This is a genomic window from Rhodococcus sp. APC 3903 (assembly GCF_030407755.1).
Lineage (GTDB): Bacteria > Actinomycetota > Actinomycetes > Mycobacteriales > Mycobacteriaceae > Rhodococcus_F > Rhodococcus_F erythropolis.
In genome coordinates, this window is sequence record NZ_JASDCV010000015.1 from 72,935 (window position 1) to 89,038 (window position 16,104).

Sequence of the window (16,104 nt, forward strand, 5' to 3'; positions counted from 1 at the left end):
CGGGGTCGGCTGCATCATCCTCGATGGGTGAATCCTGTTTGTTAACTTCGCTAAGCGACTCTTTCGGGACCTATGTCATGCCGAAGCGAAAACGCGGACCGAAGAACTTCTGTGCCGTGAAAACAACCCTGGTCTCACCCGAAAATCGGGTGAGACCAGGGTTTGTTGAAGAGCCGGGTTCGTATTGCGTGAGTGTCAGCTCGCGCGGTTCACTGCCGAAACCACGGCGCGCAGCGACGCCGTCGTGATCGACGTGGCGATACCCACACCCCAGACGACGGTGCTCTGACCGTCCGGGCCAGTCACTGCGCACTCGACGTAGGCCGCCGCTTGGGCGTCGTCGCCGGCGGACATTGCGTGCTCGGAGTAGTCGAGGACACGAACGTCGAAGTTGATGCTTCCCAGCGCGTCGACGAAGGCAGCGAGCGGGCCGTTACCGGTTCCCGAGATCTCCTGCTCCTTGCCGTTCACCTTGACGATGGCGGTGATGGCGTCGGTGCCGCCGTCCTCCTCGGAGGCGGTGACCTTCTGCTTCATGCGCTCGAGCGGGGTGACGGGGGCGAGGTACTCCTCGTGGAAGACGTCCCACATTTCCTTCGGCGAGACCTCGCCGCCTTCGCCGTCGGTGATCTTCTGGACCGACTGCGAGAACTCGACCTGCAGACGACGCGGCAGCACCAGACCGTGATCGGCCTTCATGATGTACGCGACGCCGCCCTTGCCGGACTGCGAGTTCACGCGGATGACGGCCTCGTAGCTGCGGCCGACGTCCTTGGGGTCGATCGGCAGGTAGGGGACCTGCCAGAGAATGTCGTCGACGTCCGAGTCCTGGTTGTCGGCGTCGACCTTCATGGCGTCGAGGCCCTTGTTGATCGCGTCCTGGTGGCTGCCGGAGAACGCGGTGTAGACCAGGTCGCCGCCGTACGGATGACGCTCGTGGACGGGCAGTTGGTTGCAGTACTCGACCGTGCGACGGATCTCGTCGATGTTCGAGAAATCGATCTGCGGGTCCACGCCGCGCGTGAACATGTTCAGTGCGAGGGTCACCAGGCAGACGTTGCCGGTGCGCTCACCGTTACCGAACAGGCAGCCTTCGATGCGGTCCGCGCCGGCCTGGTAGCCCAGCTCGGCTGCAGCGACGCCGGTGCCGCGGTCGTTGTGGGGGTGCAGCGACAGGATGACCGAATCGCGGCGGGCCAGGTTGCGGTGCATCCACTCGATGGAGTCGGCGTACACGTTGGGTGTCGCCATCTCGACGGTGGCGGGCAGGTTCAGGATGACCGGGTTGGCAGGCGTCGCACCCAGGGTTTCGGTGACGGCGTCACATACTTCCTTGGCGTACTCGAGCTCGGTGCCGGTGTAGGACTCGGGCGAGTATTCCCAGCGCCAGTTGGTGTCCGGGTACTTCTTCGACTCGGCCAGGACCAGTTCGGCGGCGTCGGTGGCGATCTTCTTGATCGTGTCCTTGTCGGCGCGGAACACGACGCGGCGCTGCAGGATCGAGGTGGAGTTGTAGAAGTGCACGATCGCGTTCTCGGCACCTTCGCACGCCTCGAATGTGCGCTTGATCAGTTCAGGACGCGACTGCGTCAGCACCTGGATGGTGACATCGGACGGGATCGCGCCGTCCTCGATGATCTCGCGAACGAAGTCGAAGTCGGTCTGGCTCGCGGACGGGAATCCGACCTCGATCTCCTTGTAGCCCATACGGACCAGGAGATCGAACATGCGACGCTTGCGCGCCGGGCTCATCGGATCGATCAGCGCCTGGTTGCCGTCGCGCAGGTCAACGGCACACCACTGGGGTGCTCGGTCGATGATCTTGTCCGGCCAGGTGCGGTCGGGCAGCGTGACCGTCTCGACCTCTTCGGCGAACGGGCGGTAGCGGAACGTCGGCATCGACGAGTTCTTCTGCGTGTTCCACGCAGGCTGGTCGGAATGTGCCGGCTTCGTGGGCGGGGTAATGGTGCGAGTGCCGGTGGTGAATGCGTCAGCGGGGGACATTGGTGTGATCTCCAGGATTGTGGACCTGGCCTGATGACCTGTTGGTCAAGACCATGAGTCCGGAAGGCTTGGTCGACCGGCGCACAAAAACCCCGCGGCGGGAGGCCAGTCTGGATCAGACCCCGTCGCGGCAACCAAGAAGGAGTGCGCGCTGCATGCACAGCACTCTACTCCTGGATTTCGCGAGAAATCGGTGGGGTTCGCCCTCATGTCCAATTTGTCGCCGAATTGTGCTGCCGTTTCGGCCTCGAAAATGGTGGACTGTCGTCCATGGATCCCCGAATCGCCGTGGCGAGCACGTACCTCGACGCGCTCCGTAGTCACGATGGCAGTTCCGTACCGCTGGCTCCGGACGCGGTACGTCGCGAGGTCGGGTTGAAGACCGGATTTTCGGGGAATCATCTGCGGCGCAGCCTTTCCGGAGGTCCTCAGTATCGCGTGATCCGCGACATTCGTGAGGTGGAGTGGACGGTCGACGGGGACGACCTGACGGCTGACTACCTCCTTGACGCCGGGTTGTTCGGGCGCAACCTGATGACCGTTCGGGTTACCGAGACCTTCCGGATACCCGCTGACGATCACCGCATTCACCACATCACCGCGAAGATTCGACCGGCGCGCGCCAAGCACACGTGATGCGCTCGATCCGCTGGATCGTCTGTTCACTGCTGATCGTTCTCGCTGGTCTCGGTTTTGCCGGCTCGGTGCTCGCGCTGTTCGTCCACACCCAGGTGAACGACACCGACAGCTATGTCGAGTCCGTTGCCCCGCTGGCTGCCGACCCCGCTGTCCAATCGGCGGTCGTTGATCGGCTGACCGAGGAATTGACGCAGCGGTTGGACGAGTTTCCGCAGGTGGTGACGAGACAGGCCGAGAGACTTGTTCGTGAGGCCGCTCAGTCGTTGGTCTCGAGCGACCAGTTTGCGACGCTCTGGACCGCGGCCAACCGTCGAGCGCACGCGCAACTTGCCGCGATGGTGACCGGCCGAGCCGCCGACGGCATAGTTCGGGCCGACGAAAGCGGAACGGTCACCGTCTCCCTCGAACCGGTCATGACGGAACTGAGGACGAACCTGCGCGATCGCGGATTCACCGTGATCGATCGCCTCCCGGCGCTCGATCCGCAGTTCGAGATCCTGCAATCCGACGAGTTGGTGCGGGCCCAGGATTTCTCGAACACTCTCGACCGAGCAGCAGCCTGGTTGCCGTGGGCGTCGGTGGCCTGCGCGATTGCGGCCGTCGCAGTTGCACCGGGGCGAATGCGCGCGCTGTCCCTGGTCGGGCTGGCGACGGCGGTGGCGATGATCGCCCTGCTGGTGGCGCTGGCCGTCGTGCGCCGGGTCTATTTACAGAATTCAGACATACCGTCGTCCGAGGCGGCTGTGGCGGTGTACGACGCGCTGGCAGTTTCCCTGGTCAGCAGTATCCGCGTGCTTCTCGCCTGCGGAGTTGCCGTCGCGGTGGTCGGTTACGTTGCCGGTGGTTCGCGTTCTGCGACGTTGATGCGAGCGCGGATCTCGCAACTGATCCCGCGCGGATCTGAGGCGAACAGCAGTACGCATCGGGAAGTCCCAGGACCACCTCGGTAAGCTCGACCTCTGGTATCTGTAAACAATTTCGACCTGGAGGTAGAAACGCGTGGCTCTCGTCGTCCAGAAGTACGGCGGATCCTCGGTGGCAACCGCCGAGCGCATCCGACGAGTCGCTGAACGGATCGTCGAGACCAAGAAGGCCGGCAATGATGTCGTCGTCGTGGTGTCAGCGATGGGCGATACCACCGATGAGCTGCTCGACCTGGCTCAGCAGGTGTGCCCTTCCCCGCCGGCCCGTGAAATGGACATGCTGCTGACCTCGGGTGAGCGCATCTCCAACTCCTTGGTAGCGATGGCAATTCACTCCCTCGGCGCCGAAGCTCGTTCGTTCTCGGGCTCACAAGCCGGAGTCATCACGACCGGCAGCCACGGAAACGCCAAGATCATCGACGTCACGCCGGGCCGTGTTCGCACCGCCCTCGACGAAGGCTCGATCGTTCTGGTCGCCGGATTCCAAGGCGTCAGCCAGGACAGCAAGGACATCACGACGCTCGGACGCGGTGGCTCCGACACCACCGCCGTGGCGTTGGCAGCTGCACTCAACGCTGACGTCTGCGAGATCTACACCGACGTCGACGGCGTCTTCTCCGCCGATCCGCGCATCGTCCCTGACGCTCACCGCCTCGAGACGGTTTCCTTCGAGGAAATGCTCGAACTCGCAGCGTGTGGTGCCAAGGTGCTCATGCTCCGGTGTGTCGAGTACGCCCGTCGTTACAACGTGCCTGTGCACGTCCGTTCGTCATACACCACCAAGCCCGGAACAATCGTGTCCGGATCGATGGAGGACATTCCTGTGGAAGAGGCCCTGATCACCGGAGTCGCGCACGATCGCGGCGAAGCCAAGATCACCGTTGTCGGATTGCCGGACACACCGGGACATGCTGCCAAGGTGTTCCGCGCTGTCTCCGATGCCGAGATCAACATCGACATGGTGCTGCAGAACATCTCCAAGGTGGAGACCAACAAGACGGACATCACCTTCACGCTGCCGACCGCCGACGGCCCCCGCGCCGTCGAGATCCTGACCAAGCGTCAGGAAGACATCGGCTTCACACAGATCTTGTTCGACGACCACATCGGCAAGGTTTCCCTGGTCGGTGCCGGAATGCGGAGCCACCCGGGCGTCACGGCCACGTTCTGTGAGGCACTGGCCAAGGCCGACATCAACATCGATCTCATCTCGACCTCCGAGATCCGCATCTCCGTGCTGGTCAAGGACACCGAACTCGACGACGCCGTGCGCGTTATCCACGCCGCTTTCGGTCTCGGCGGCGACGAAGAAGCCGTAGTACACGCAGGAACAGGACGGTAATTTCTGATGACAACAATCGCTGTTGTCGGTGCGACCGGTCAGGTCGGCATCGTCATGCGCACTCTGCTCGAAGAACGTAACTTCCCCGCGGACAAGGTGCGGTTCTTTGCATCGGCACGCTCCGCCGGTAAGAAGCTGACGTTCCGCGGCGAAGAGATCGTTGTCGAGGATGCCGAAGCAACGTCCGACGAGGATCTGAAGGGCATCGACATCGCCCTCTTCTCCGCCGGTGCGACGCTGTCTCGTGCGCAGGCTCCGCGCTTTGCCGCGGCCGGTGCGACGGTTGTCGACAACTCTTCCGCATGGCGCAAGGATCCCGAGGTTCCCCTCGTGGTCAGCGAGGTCAACCCGCAGGACACGAAGAACCTGGTCAAGGGCATCATCGCGAACCCCAACTGCACCACCATGGCAGCGATGCCGGTGCTCAAGGTTCTGCACGACGAAGCCGGTCTGCAGCGTCTGATCGTCTCCAGCTACCAGGCTGTGTCCGGTAGCGGGATCGCCGGCGTCGAGGAACTCCTCGGCCAGGTGCGCGCCGTTGTCGGTGACGCCGAGAAGCTGGTTCACGACGGCAGCGCCGTCGACTTCCCGGCCCCGAACAACTACGTCGCCCCCATCGCGTTCAACGTCCTGCCGCTGGCAGGTTCGCTGGTCGACGACGGAAGTGGCGAGACCGACGAGGATCAGAAACTCCGTAACGAGAGCCGCAAGATCCTCGGACTTCCTGATCTGCTGGTTTCGGGCACCTGCGTGCGCGTTCCCGTCGTGACCGGACACTCGCTCGCGATCAACGCAGAGTTCGCGAACCCGCTCTCGGTCGCTCGTGCGAAGGAAATCCTCGCCGACGCTGCCGGAGTGGAGTTGGTCGAGGTTCCGACGCCGCTGGCCGCTGCCGGCGGCAACGCGTCGCTGGTCGGTCGTATCCGTCAGGATCCGGGTGTCCCGGAGGGACGCGGACTCGCGCTCTTCGTTTCGGGTGACAACCTCCGTAAGGGCGCCGCTCTCAACACGATTCAGATTGCCGAGCTGTTGGTCGGCTAGATCTTTTGTTCGGTACCGGCCCCGCACCTAGGTGTGGGGCCGGTGTCGTTTCAGCAGGAGCTCTAGTCGAGTTCGGAAATGGCGACCAGGCCGCCGAGGTACTCGGCATCCGAATACGCTTTGGCGAGAAGCACTCCGAGTTCACCAAGAGCTTCGTTGTCGCTGCCGTACGCAACAAACATGCCCGCTTCGGGATCGGTGCCGAAGCGGCCCTCCAGATGCGGTGCATCGCGGCCTACCACTGCGTGGGCGACCGACGCCCAGTCGTAGCCGGAGCCTTCGAAACCCTCTACCTGCTCGAATACCGCTGCTACCTTGCCGAAATGCTGGTCGGTGAGCATCAGTGACCAGTTGCCCGGAGACGTTTCGAAAAGCTGTAGCGGTTCGATCGATGGTGATGTCATGCGTGTATTGAAGCAGATCCGACCGACAGGTTTCAGTGGTCTGCTAACGCCCGACCGACTGAGCGAGCGCAACGGCAAAGCTGGAAAGGCGTTCTCGGGTATAGGTTTCGGGGTCGCTGACGGCCAACCGTCCGAGCATTTCGGCAAACGACATCATCGTGTGTGCGAGGAGAACCGGATCAAGGTTCTCGAGCTTCGGTTCGAGGGCAATCCCGGCACGCGCCAGTTCTTCGGCGCGGGCGAAGACAGCTCCGCGAGAGAGCTTCAGCAAGCCGTGATACTCGCTGGGGGCGTTCTCCACAGACGTCAGAATCAGGCGCCAGCGCGTCGGGTTCTCCAGTACGGCGTCGACGAAGGCGCCAACGGTTCCGGTGTATGACGCCGCTGGGCCGAGTTCGCTCAGATCCGTCGGCATGGTTTCGAGCACCTGAGCGATGGCTCGCTCGTGCTCGCGGCGCAGGAGTGCGGCGACGAGATCGGTCCTGGTATCGAAAATCGTGTAAAGGACGGGCTTGCCGACGCCGGCTTCGGCAGCGACGGATTCCATGCTGAGGTTGTGCAGGCCTGCGCGGCCGGTGACCTCGAATGCTGCGTCGAGGAGCTGTTCGCGTCGTTGCTCGGGCGCCATGCGCGGGGCGTATTTGCGTCGCGGTGTATCCGTTGCGTCAGCTTGTGACCTGGTCATCGTGTGCCTCACCTCCGCTCCCACCCTAATCTGCCTGCCAATTCTTCGTGAATCATACGCAACCGTTGTATTCGTCGTCATCAATTGTTACGGTGGCGTTGTATTCGAAGAGGCGGTCAGTGAGGCGCCTCTGCCGAGATCTCTAGGAGAACAACCGCGATGACAGCGTCGACCTCTTTAGTGCCGAATGATCTGTTGCTCCATCCCTCCACTTACGATCGGCCGGAATTCGACGCGACCACGCGGAGACTGCTGGGCGCGACCGTCGACTGGTTCGAGGCGCGTGGAAAGAATCGACTTCTGGCCGACTATCACGACAAGACCTTTTACTCCGACTTCCTCGACTTCGCGGCAAAGGAAGGCCTGTTCGCGACTTTCCTGACCCCCACCCGCGACAGCGGCGGTGACTCCGACAAGCGCTGGGATACCAGCCGTATCGCCGCGCTGTCCGAGATCCTCGGTTTCTACGGACTCAACTACTGGTACCCGTGGCAGGTGACCATTCTCGGCCTGGGGCCGGTGTGGCAGAGCGGTAACGAGACTGCAAGGGCGCGAGCAGCTTCCGCTTTGGCTTCCGGAGGCGTTGCGGCATTCGGATTGTCCGAGAAAGAGCACGGCGCCGACGTCTACTCCACCGACATGGTCTTGACGCCGAACGGCAGCGGCGGGTACCTGGCCAGCGGTTCGAAGTACTACATCGGAAATGGCAACTGCGCCAACACGGTCTCTGTCTTCGGTCGCGTCGACGGAGTGGAGGGCGCCGATCAGTACGTATTCTTCTACGCCGACTCGGGCCATCCGGCATTTACCGTGGTGAAGAACATCGTTCCGGCCCAGATGTACGTAGCGGAGTTCTCACTCGCCGACTATCCCGTTGCGGCAGAGGATATCCTGCATACCGGCGAGGCAGCATTCAGTGCCGCACTCAACACCGTGAACATCGGAAAATTCAACCTGTGTTTCGGCGGAATCGGTATGTCGACTCATGCCTTGTACGAGACGATTACCCACGCGCACAATCGAATCCTGTTTGGCAATCCCGTCACGGCGTTCCCACACGTACGACGTGAATTCGTCGACGCGTACGCGCGCCTGCTGGCGATGAGGCTCTTCTCGGATCGTGCGGTGGACTACTTCCGCACCGCATCGCCCGAGGACCGCCGCTACCTCTTGTTCAATCCCGTCACCAAGATGAAGGTGACAACCGAGGCACAGAAGGTGATCGGACTGCTCTCCGACATCGCTGCGGCAAAGGGCTTCGAGAAGGACAGCTACCTCGCGGTGGCCAAGATGGATGTCGACGGGCTGCCCAAGCTCGAGGGGACCGTCGCCGTCAATCTCGCCCTGATCGCCAAGTTCATGCCGGCGTACCTCTTTGCCCCCGAGTCATTTCCGGCGATTCCGACGCGTAACGACGCAGCCGACGACGAGTTCCTGTTCCGTCAGGGCCCGGCACGGGGGTTGTCCAAGGTTCGATTCGACGACTGGCGAGCGGTGTACGCGAAGTTTGCGGATGTTCCCAACGTCGCACTGTTCGTGGAGCAGGCCGAAGCTCTCGTGACCCTCCTTGCCGAAGCTGCACCGGATGCGGCGCAGCAGGTCGACTTGGACTTCGGCCTGGCGATCACCGAACTCTTCACCCTCGTCGTCTACGGCCAGTTGATCCTCGAACAAGCCGAGATCTTGGGATTGGACGAGGGGCAGCGGAGCGATGGGGTGCTGGATCAGATCTTCGACGTCCTGGTCCGCGACTTCAGTGCTGCAGCGGTGAAGTTGCACGGAAAACCCAGCGCCAGTGAAGATCAGCAGCGGTTGGCTCTCGCATCTATTCGGCGCCCCGCGTTCGCGGGCGAGCGATTCGAGTACGTCTGGCAGCAAGTAGTCGCCTTGTCTGGTGCCTACGAAATGAACGGTGCAGGGTCAACGAACGGGGAGGAATGAAATGTCTGAACTGACGATGAATCGACCGCGTGAGGATTACGGCTTCTTCGGCCCAGGATCACCCAGTTGGAAGATCTGGGCGGCTCCGACAGCATTGATCGGTTTCCAGCGGTCAGTGGTGCTCGAGCACTTCGACCCCTTCCTTGCTGCCGCGGTGGCAGATATGAGCGGGATCTACAGCGATCCCGCCGGGCGACTCGACCGAACCTTGGCGTACTTCCTGACCGTCGCCACTGCCGACGGGCGGACGGCACTGGCGTTGTCCGACCATCTCATGACGGTTCACGCTCAGGCCACGGGTATCGAACCGATCACCGGAACTCGTTACAGTGCAAACAATCCGGCGTCACAACTGTGGATCCACGTGACCGGTTGGCATTCGGTGCTCAAGTGCTACGAGATGTACGGGCCGGGCCCACTCTCCGCCGTCGAAGAGCAGCGGTACTGGGAAGAATGCGTGATCGCCGCCGAACTGCAGACATGCAAAGCGTCCGACGTTCCGCGCTCGCGAGGTGAGGTACGGGAGTACTTCGCTGAAGTCAGGCCCAGATTGTGTACCTCCGAGCGTGCCAACCGGGCGATGCACTACTTGTTGAGAACGCCAAGGGCGCAGGGGAAGACGAAGTTCGCGACGTTCAGCCGATTGGTCGCGCCGGCCACTATCGCAACATTGCCGGGCTGGATGCGAACCATGGGCGGCTTCGATCAACCCGCTTTGTTGGACAGGGCAATTGCGCCCGCGGTGCGAACTGCGGTCCGGGTCGGCAGTTCACCGAAGAACATGACCACTGCTCTGAAGGTCATCGCGCCGATGACTGGCAAGGTGTTGGAGCGCCACCTGCGTGACGAGCAACCCCTCGACCCGAGAGTTGTCACCCCAGCGGAGATTCGGGAGCGATTCCCACGCGCCACCAAAGTTCCGCAGGCGGTCTGACGGAATTCACGGCTTTCGGCACCGCATCGAGATCTGCTCGATGCGGTGCTGGGCCGTGTTCTGTTGTGCCTGAGGTTCTTCTCAGGTTTTGAATGTGGTGTTCGCCGGCCGCGGGTGCTGCTGCGGGTCGATCGAGGGTGGTGGGATGAACCAGGGTTTGTTGTCGACGCCGATGCGGATTACCCATTTTCCGACGAACCCGGCTTTGCGGTGCATCAGCCGGTGATGTGAACGGCACAGTAGGACAAGGTTGTTCATCACCGTCGGGCCGCCGTTGGCCCAGTGCCGGATGTGGTGTGCATCGGTCCAGGCGGGCACGCATGTGCAGCCGGGGAATGCGCAGCCTTTGTCTCGGGCGATCAACGCCACTCGCTGTTCGGCAGAGACCAACCGTTTCCCGGGTTTCGCATCCAACGGCGCCCCGTGATCGTCGAGCAGGACAGTGGAGAGGAAACAATCGCAGCCGAGGAGTCTGCTCTGCGACACCGACAGTGGCCCCAGCCAGGGCATGTGCCCGACATCGAGATCCGACACAGCCACTCCACTACCAGAAGCAGCGGATGTTGCGGCGCAGTCCCGATGCTCAGCGAAGTCGCGGGCGTTGATGTGCACGTTCACGTGCGGACGTTGACCACCATCGAAACCGGTCTTGGCGCAGTCCAGGTAGCGGCGGATCAGTTCGGTGAACCCGTCCGCGGTCCGTTTCGCTGCGGACCGGGCGTCCGGGGTTCCATCGGGTGCCGGGGTGGGCATCGTCAGATTCGACAATGCCGACAACAACATTTCCCCGGTGAGGGCATCGAAATCTCCGCGCACCACCACCCGACCGTTCAATGTCGACGCGATCCGCAACTCGTTACGATCCACATCCTCGGCGGGCGGAATGTCATCCGATTCGAACACTCGCTCCAAGGTCGCGATAACACTCCGCACCTTCGTCGTCGTCGCCTCCACCCCCGACGCGGCAGCCAACAACAAATCGACACAGCGAGGGAGCGCTTCCTCCGGCATGCCCTTCGGTGGTGATTCGCAGAACGCCACGATCAACACGGCATGCTCGAAGGAGCAATCCCCGCCATCGAACCGGGCAGCCACCGCCGGAAACGGCCGTAGCGCAGCCCCCAGGGCGGCGATATTCTTTCCGTCCCGAACCTGCAGCATCGTGTTCGCCGCCAACCAGCAACCCACCCCGCGGCTGGCGATCACCTGATCATCCGGCCGCATCGAGAGTTCGTCCACCACCGCCACCCGAACGGCCTCGAGACGAAGAATCTCCGCACTCGCCGACACCGCAGCGGTACGCAACTCAGAAGCAGACAACCGCCACAGGCGTCCGCGCAACCCCACCGCAGAACCCGACACCACATCCGACAACAGAACACTCATTGAATCCCCCGATCCCCTCCCCAAATCGTACTCGAACATGCGTTCGAGTCAAGAGTGTTTTCGAATCCTCGATTCGATCCCGTCAAGGAGGATCTGTAGGCCCTGAGTAAATGACTCTTCGGTTTCTCGTTCAAGATAGAAGTCGCCGCCCGGTACCGGTGGGGCCTCCCGACCCAACCGCATCGTGTGGGGGAAGTCGTCTGCGAAATCCGGTGCAGCATCGGCCAGTGCAGCAGAAGACTCTGCCCACCAATGAGATTCGGAATCTCCGATGGTCGAGGCGCTCCGGACCTCAGCTAGGGTCCGCGCGGACCCCCGGATGAAATGGAAAAGCATGCTCACCGATCGGCGGATGGTCGGAGCATCGAGACCCGTGGAGTAGAGAATGGACAGGAGTGATTCGAGTCCTGCCTGCTCGTGCGGACCCAGGACGGGGCGCGCCAACGAGACATCCAATGTCCACGGATGGCGTGTATGTAGGGCGAAGAGTGCGGCGGCCCAGTCGGACAGTGCCATGCGCCAGTCGCCGGTGTCTGCGATCGGCGGTAGCTCGGCATGCACCCGGTCGTACATCAGGTCCAGTAGTTCGTCCTTTCCCGGTATGTAGGTGTACAACGACATCGCAGTGCGGCCGAGGTGGTCGCCGATCATGCGCATCGACAACGGTGTCGTGGGGTTGGCGTCGGCGACTTCGATCGCGGCGTCAACGACTGTGTCCGTGGACAGCGCGGGCTTCGGTCCTCGGCGGCCGGAAGGCGTATCGGGTTGACGCCACAGAAGTGAAATCGTGCGTGCGATATCGCGTCGGCCTGCCTGTTTGTTCATCTTGTCGCTTTCGTGGAGTCGCGCTATTCTTAATTACTTTACAGTGTAAAGATTTGGGAATGGGCATGGTTGAGGCAAGACTTCACGACGGGACAACTATCGATGTCGAGGTTCTCGGACATGGCCCCGCCGTGCTGATGCCCGTGAATCCGATTTCGGCTACCGGCATCAAGGCTGACGAACTGCGCGCCTGGGGCGTTGACCCCTCGCTCGGTCGAACGTTCATGGAAGGGTTGGCGTCGAACTTCACTGTGGTTGCCTTCGACTACGAAGGGCACCGGATGGCGTCGCCCGCTCCGGACACGCTCACTCCCGACAACATCACGTCCGACATTCTGGCTGTGGCGAATTCGGCTGGGATCGACCAGTTCGCCTACTACGGATACTCCTGGCTGGCTCTGTGCGGATTGCAGTTGGCGCTGCGCACCGATCGTCTGACCGCACTGGTCATGGGTGGTTTCCCGCCGGTGGATGGGCCGTACAAGGCGATGCTCCAGGTTACCGAAGCTACACACCGCATGACGAGTGAACCGCCCCGGCGCACATCGCAGCCCACGGCATCGCCGGACGAGTTCGATTGGAACTCCATCGACATCGCGTTGACCGGAGCGCAGACCCGGCAGTTCGTGACGCTGTACCTCGCACTTGGTGAATTCGACGATCGAACGATTCAAGGGCGCATCCTTTGTCCGCGAATGTGTTTCGTCGGTTCGCAAGACGTCATCGAATACGGTGACCGATGGGGTGGGGTACGGGTCGCGCCGGCCGATCTCGACCTCGACGCCGCTCGGTCAGCAGGGTGGGATATCGAGGTACTAGACGGTCTGGATCACACGCAGGCAATGCAACCGGCTCATGTTCTACCCATTCTCAAACGTTGGTTGGAGAAGGTGGTCGGTGTTTGACCGTGCGAGCACACGGGTAACCCGCTCCGGATGCCGTCAGCGTGAGGGGGCCGTGAGTGGACGAGTCACACAAGATCCGTCGACGATCGTTTGTTCAAGGGCTTGGCTTGCTGGCCGGCCTGAGTGCATTGTCCGCTGGATCAGCGACAGCTCGACCCCCTGACATCGATCCGCTACGCCCATTCCAACTTCCGTCACCCCGGCTGGAACCGTTTCGGGAGACCCTTCCTGTCCTGCCGGGCATTTCGGGTGGCAACCTGGAGCTTCGCGCGGCTTCGTCGATGCACCGTTTCCATCCGGACCTACCGTCGTCGCCGTCGCTGGGTTACGGCGGAATGGATCATCTGGGCCCCACCATCGAAGCTCACGTCGATCAGCTCGTCACAGTCCGATATGCCAATGACATTTCTGCGTATCCGCTTGCCGCGGATGTCGATCCGGGTCTGCACGGCGTCAGCGACCTCGACCGCACACAGGTCCCCACCTCGCTTCACCTGCACGGAGGAGTTACTGCACCACAGTTCGACGGACATCCGGAGTTGATCCAGCGTCCGGGCGAAGGTTTGGTCCACGAATACACGAATGGTCGTGCCGCCGGCAATCTCTGGTACCACGATCACGCCATGGGAATGACGCGCCTCAACGTCTATGCCGGATTGGTCGGGATGTATTTTCTCCGTGACGACGTTGACACGGGCGCCGCCGGGAATTCTCTCGGCCTGCCGTCCGGTGAGTTCGAACTCCCGATGATTCTGCAGGACAAGGTCTTCACCTCCGACGGTCAACAGAGTGTCCGTTCCACGTGGCTCACTCCGCAGGGTTCCTGGGATCCGGCGACACCCGGTGACGTTGGCGTGGTGAACGGCGTCGTGTGGCCGAAAGTGGAGGTTGCCCGCGGCCTGTATCGATTGCGACTGCTCAACGCCGCAACCTATTCGGTGTGGAATCTGCACTTCGCAAATCGTATGCGGTTCTGGGTGATCGGGTCCGAAGGCGGTTTACTGGCCGCTCCGGCGCCGACGGATCACGTCCGGTTGAGTCCGGGTGAACGCGCTGATCTGCTGGTCGACTTCAGTATGCTCGAGCCGGGCACAACGGTGGAATTGCGCAACGACGAACCGGTACCCCTTGCGGTGGCTCAACGCGGCACGCAGGTGATGCCGGTGTTCTGTCGGTTCGACGTGGGCAGCGCAAAGGGATTCACCGGCTCGATCCCGCAGCAGCTGAATTCCGTTGCCGCCGAACCGGCGTCCCCGGATGTGGTGCGAAATCTCACGATCATGCAGCTGTCGCGTCCGTCGGATTACCCGTCGATCACTATGTCGCTCAACAATTTGAGGTTCACCGATTCGGATATCGAACTGCCACGTCAGGGGGCCGTCGAGCAATGGAATCTGATCAACATCACCACGGAACCACATCCGATTCATCTGCACCTGGTGGCGTTCCGCGTTGTGGGACGCCAGAGCCTCGACACTGCAGCACTGATGCAGCGGTATCCGGTGCCTGACTTGGGGGTCCGGTGGACGCCGTCGGCGGAGGAATTCGTGACCTCTTCGCTGCGGCCTCCCGAAGTGTGGGAAACGGGGGAGAAGGACACGGTCATCGTGGATGCCAACTCGATCACCCGCGTGATCGTGCGCTTTCCGACGGCCGACGAGTTGGGCTTCGATCCGGATGCAACTTTCGCGAGAGGTTCCATGGCAGATCACTCGGCGCACGGAGAAGCTGGCATGGGGGACTTGCAGGGGTACGTCTGGCACTGCCACATGCTCGATCACGAAGACCACGACATGATGTTGCGATACCGGGTGGTGACGTAGCCTTCAAAGGGAGAAAAGTTCCCAGAGGAGGCAGCTGTGTCGGAAGGTGCGCCCACCGGGCCCCTGGACGGATATCGGGTGATTGAACTCGGAACCTTGATCGCCGGGCCCTTCGCCGGGAAATTGCTCGGCGACATGGGAGCCGACGTGATCAAGATCGAATCACCGGACCGTCCAGACCCGCTTCGTACCTGGGGTCAGGCAGAGCAGGACGGTCATCGATTCTTCTGGACGGTTCACGCCCGCAACAAGCGGTGTGTGACGTTGGACCTTCGCGTCGACGCGGGCCGCGACCTGTTTCTGAATCTGATCGAACATGCCGACGTGGTGGTCGAGAACTTCCGGCCGGGCACCCTCGAGAAGTGGGGTCTGGGATTCGACGTGCTGAGCGCGCGCAATCCGAAGTTGGTGTTGGCCAGGGTATCCGGCTACGGGCAGAGCGGACCGCAAGCCAAGAGTGCCGGCTACGCCTCGGTTGCCGAAGCAGTCAGCGGATTTCGGCATCTGAACGGTTATCCAGGGCAGGCACCCCCGCGTATTGCCCTTTCACTCGGAGATTCTCTCGGTGGGATGTTCGCCGTTCAGGGAGTGCTGGCGGCGTTGCTCTCGCGAGAGCGGACCGGCCGTGGTCAGGTGGTCGACGTCGCCCTCACGGAATCCTGTCTGGCGGTGCAGGAATCCACGATCCCGGATTACGATCGGGGCGGGATCATCCGGCAGCCCTCGGGAACGAGGTTGGAGGGTATCGCGCCGTCCAACATCTACCAGACCTCTGAAGGAAACTGGGTGGTGATCGCGGCCAATCAGGACACGCTCTTCGTGCGTCTGTGCACCATCATGGGTCGACCGGAACTAGCGCAAGACGACCGATTCTCCAATCATGTTGCGCGTGGCAAACATCAGGACGAGCTCGACGAATTGATCAGCGCCTGGGTTGCGCTCCAAGATCCCACCAGTCTGGTGGAACGCCTCACGGAAGTGGGAGTTGTTGCCGGGCCGATCAATACGGTTGAAGATGTGGTCAAGGATCCGCAGCTGATCGAACGGGGGATGCTCGTCGACCACTACGACGAGCGGATCGGGGAAAACGTCCTCGGCCTGGGCGTCGTGCCTACATTCAGTGAGACACCCGGATCCGTTCGCAACGCGGGAGCAGCGTCGCCGGGGTACGACAACGCTTCGGTCTGGGGTGGGCTCCTCGGACTCTCGGGCGACGAGCAGACAGAACTGAAGAAGAAGGGCGTGATCTGAC

At 62.1% G+C, this 16,104-nt stretch carries 14 protein-coding genes; 9 read left to right on the plus strand and 5 right to left on the minus strand.

The features are described 5' to 3' along the window. Positions 1-195: 195 nt before the first annotated feature. A complete protein-coding gene (gene leuA / locus QMA15_RS21315) occupies positions 196-2,004 on the minus strand; it encodes a 2-isopropylmalate synthase (RefSeq protein WP_290286334.1) in 1,809 nt (602 codons plus the stop codon). A gap of 270 nt (positions 2,005-2,274) precedes the next feature. On the opposite strand from leuA, the gene QMA15_RS21320 reads away from it, so the two are divergent. From QMA15_RS21320 to QMA15_RS21335, 4 genes are read left to right on the plus strand one after another with little or no spacing between them, the layout of a single operon-like run. Next, on the plus strand, positions 2,275-2,640 hold the full coding sequence (locus tag QMA15_RS21320) for a hypothetical protein (protein WP_073512825.1): 366 nt from the start codon (positions 2,275-2,277) through the stop codon (positions 2,638-2,640). After that, positions 2,640-3,593, plus strand: a complete 954-nt coding sequence (locus QMA15_RS21325; protein WP_290286339.1) for a hypothetical protein — start codon at positions 2,640-2,642, stop codon at positions 3,591-3,593. The genes QMA15_RS21320 and QMA15_RS21325 overlap by 1 nt, the downstream gene beginning before the upstream one ends. A 49-nt stretch (positions 3,594-3,642) precedes the next feature. After that, positions 3,643-4,908 carry an aspartate kinase gene (locus QMA15_RS21330; RefSeq protein WP_019746567.1) on the plus strand — a complete coding sequence of 422 codons (1,266 nt, stop codon included), beginning with the start codon at positions 3,643-3,645 and terminating at the stop codon, positions 4,906-4,908. Positions 4,909-4,914: 6 nt separating this feature from the next. Further along, entirely contained in the window at positions 4,915-5,949 is a 1,035-nt protein-coding gene (locus QMA15_RS21335) for an aspartate-semialdehyde dehydrogenase (protein WP_290286343.1), read from the plus strand. A gap of 62 nt (positions 5,950-6,011) precedes the next feature. Here QMA15_RS21335 and QMA15_RS21340 read toward each other — a convergent pair whose 3' ends face one another. Further along, the gene (locus QMA15_RS21340) at positions 6,012-6,353 is read right to left on the minus strand and encodes an Imm51 family immunity protein (protein WP_021332919.1); all 342 of its coding nucleotides are present in this window, start codon (positions 6,351-6,353) and stop codon (positions 6,012-6,014) included. 43 nt (positions 6,354-6,396) lie between these two features. Then, complete coding sequence (locus QMA15_RS21345) at positions 6,397-7,038, minus strand: TetR/AcrR family transcriptional regulator (RefSeq protein WP_279162988.1); 642 nt, start codon at positions 7,036-7,038, stop codon at positions 6,397-6,399. A gap of 159 nt (positions 7,039-7,197) precedes the next feature. Here QMA15_RS21345 and QMA15_RS21350 point away from each other — a divergent pair, with 159 nt between their 5' ends. After that, positions 7,198-8,979: an acyl-CoA dehydrogenase gene (locus QMA15_RS21350; RefSeq protein ID WP_290286346.1), complete on the plus strand. Its 1,782-nt coding sequence runs from the start codon at positions 7,198-7,200 to the stop codon at positions 8,977-8,979. A gap of 1 nt (position 8,980) precedes the next feature. Then, positions 8,981-9,913, plus strand: coding sequence for an oxygenase MpaB family protein (locus QMA15_RS21355; protein WP_279162990.1), 933 nt, complete (start codon positions 8,981-8,983; stop codon positions 9,911-9,913). An 81-nt stretch (positions 9,914-9,994) separates the two neighbouring features. Here QMA15_RS21355 and QMA15_RS21360 read toward each other — a convergent pair whose 3' ends face one another. Beyond that, positions 9,995-11,299: an HNH endonuclease signature motif containing protein gene (locus tag QMA15_RS21360; RefSeq protein ID WP_290286348.1), complete on the minus strand. Its 1,305-nt coding sequence runs from the start codon at positions 11,297-11,299 to the stop codon at positions 9,995-9,997. 48 nt (positions 11,300-11,347) lie between these two features. Further along, positions 11,348-12,124, minus strand: a complete 777-nt coding sequence (locus QMA15_RS21365) for a TetR/AcrR family transcriptional regulator (RefSeq protein ID WP_019746574.1) — start codon at positions 12,122-12,124, stop codon at positions 11,348-11,350. Positions 12,125-12,189: 65 nt separating this feature from the next. Here QMA15_RS21365 and QMA15_RS21370 point away from each other — a divergent pair, with 65 nt between their 5' ends. Genes QMA15_RS21370 through QMA15_RS21380 form a run of 3 tightly spaced genes read left to right on the plus strand, consistent with a single transcriptional unit; the run spans position 12,190 to position 16,103 of the window. Then, the gene (locus QMA15_RS21370) at positions 12,190-13,029 is read left to right on the plus strand and encodes an alpha/beta hydrolase (RefSeq protein WP_029537443.1); all 840 of its coding nucleotides are present in this window, start codon (positions 12,190-12,192) and stop codon (positions 13,027-13,029) included. A 56-nt stretch (positions 13,030-13,085) separates the two neighbouring features. Continuing rightward, a complete protein-coding gene (locus QMA15_RS21375; RefSeq protein ID WP_290286353.1) occupies positions 13,086-14,852 on the plus strand; it encodes a multicopper oxidase domain-containing protein in 1,767 nt (588 codons plus the stop codon). Positions 14,853-14,888: 36 nt separating this feature from the next. Next, complete coding sequence (locus QMA15_RS21380; protein ID WP_019746577.1) at positions 14,889-16,103, plus strand: CoA transferase; 1,215 nt, start codon at positions 14,889-14,891, stop codon at positions 16,101-16,103. The last annotated feature ends 1 nt before the right edge of the window (position 16,104 follow it).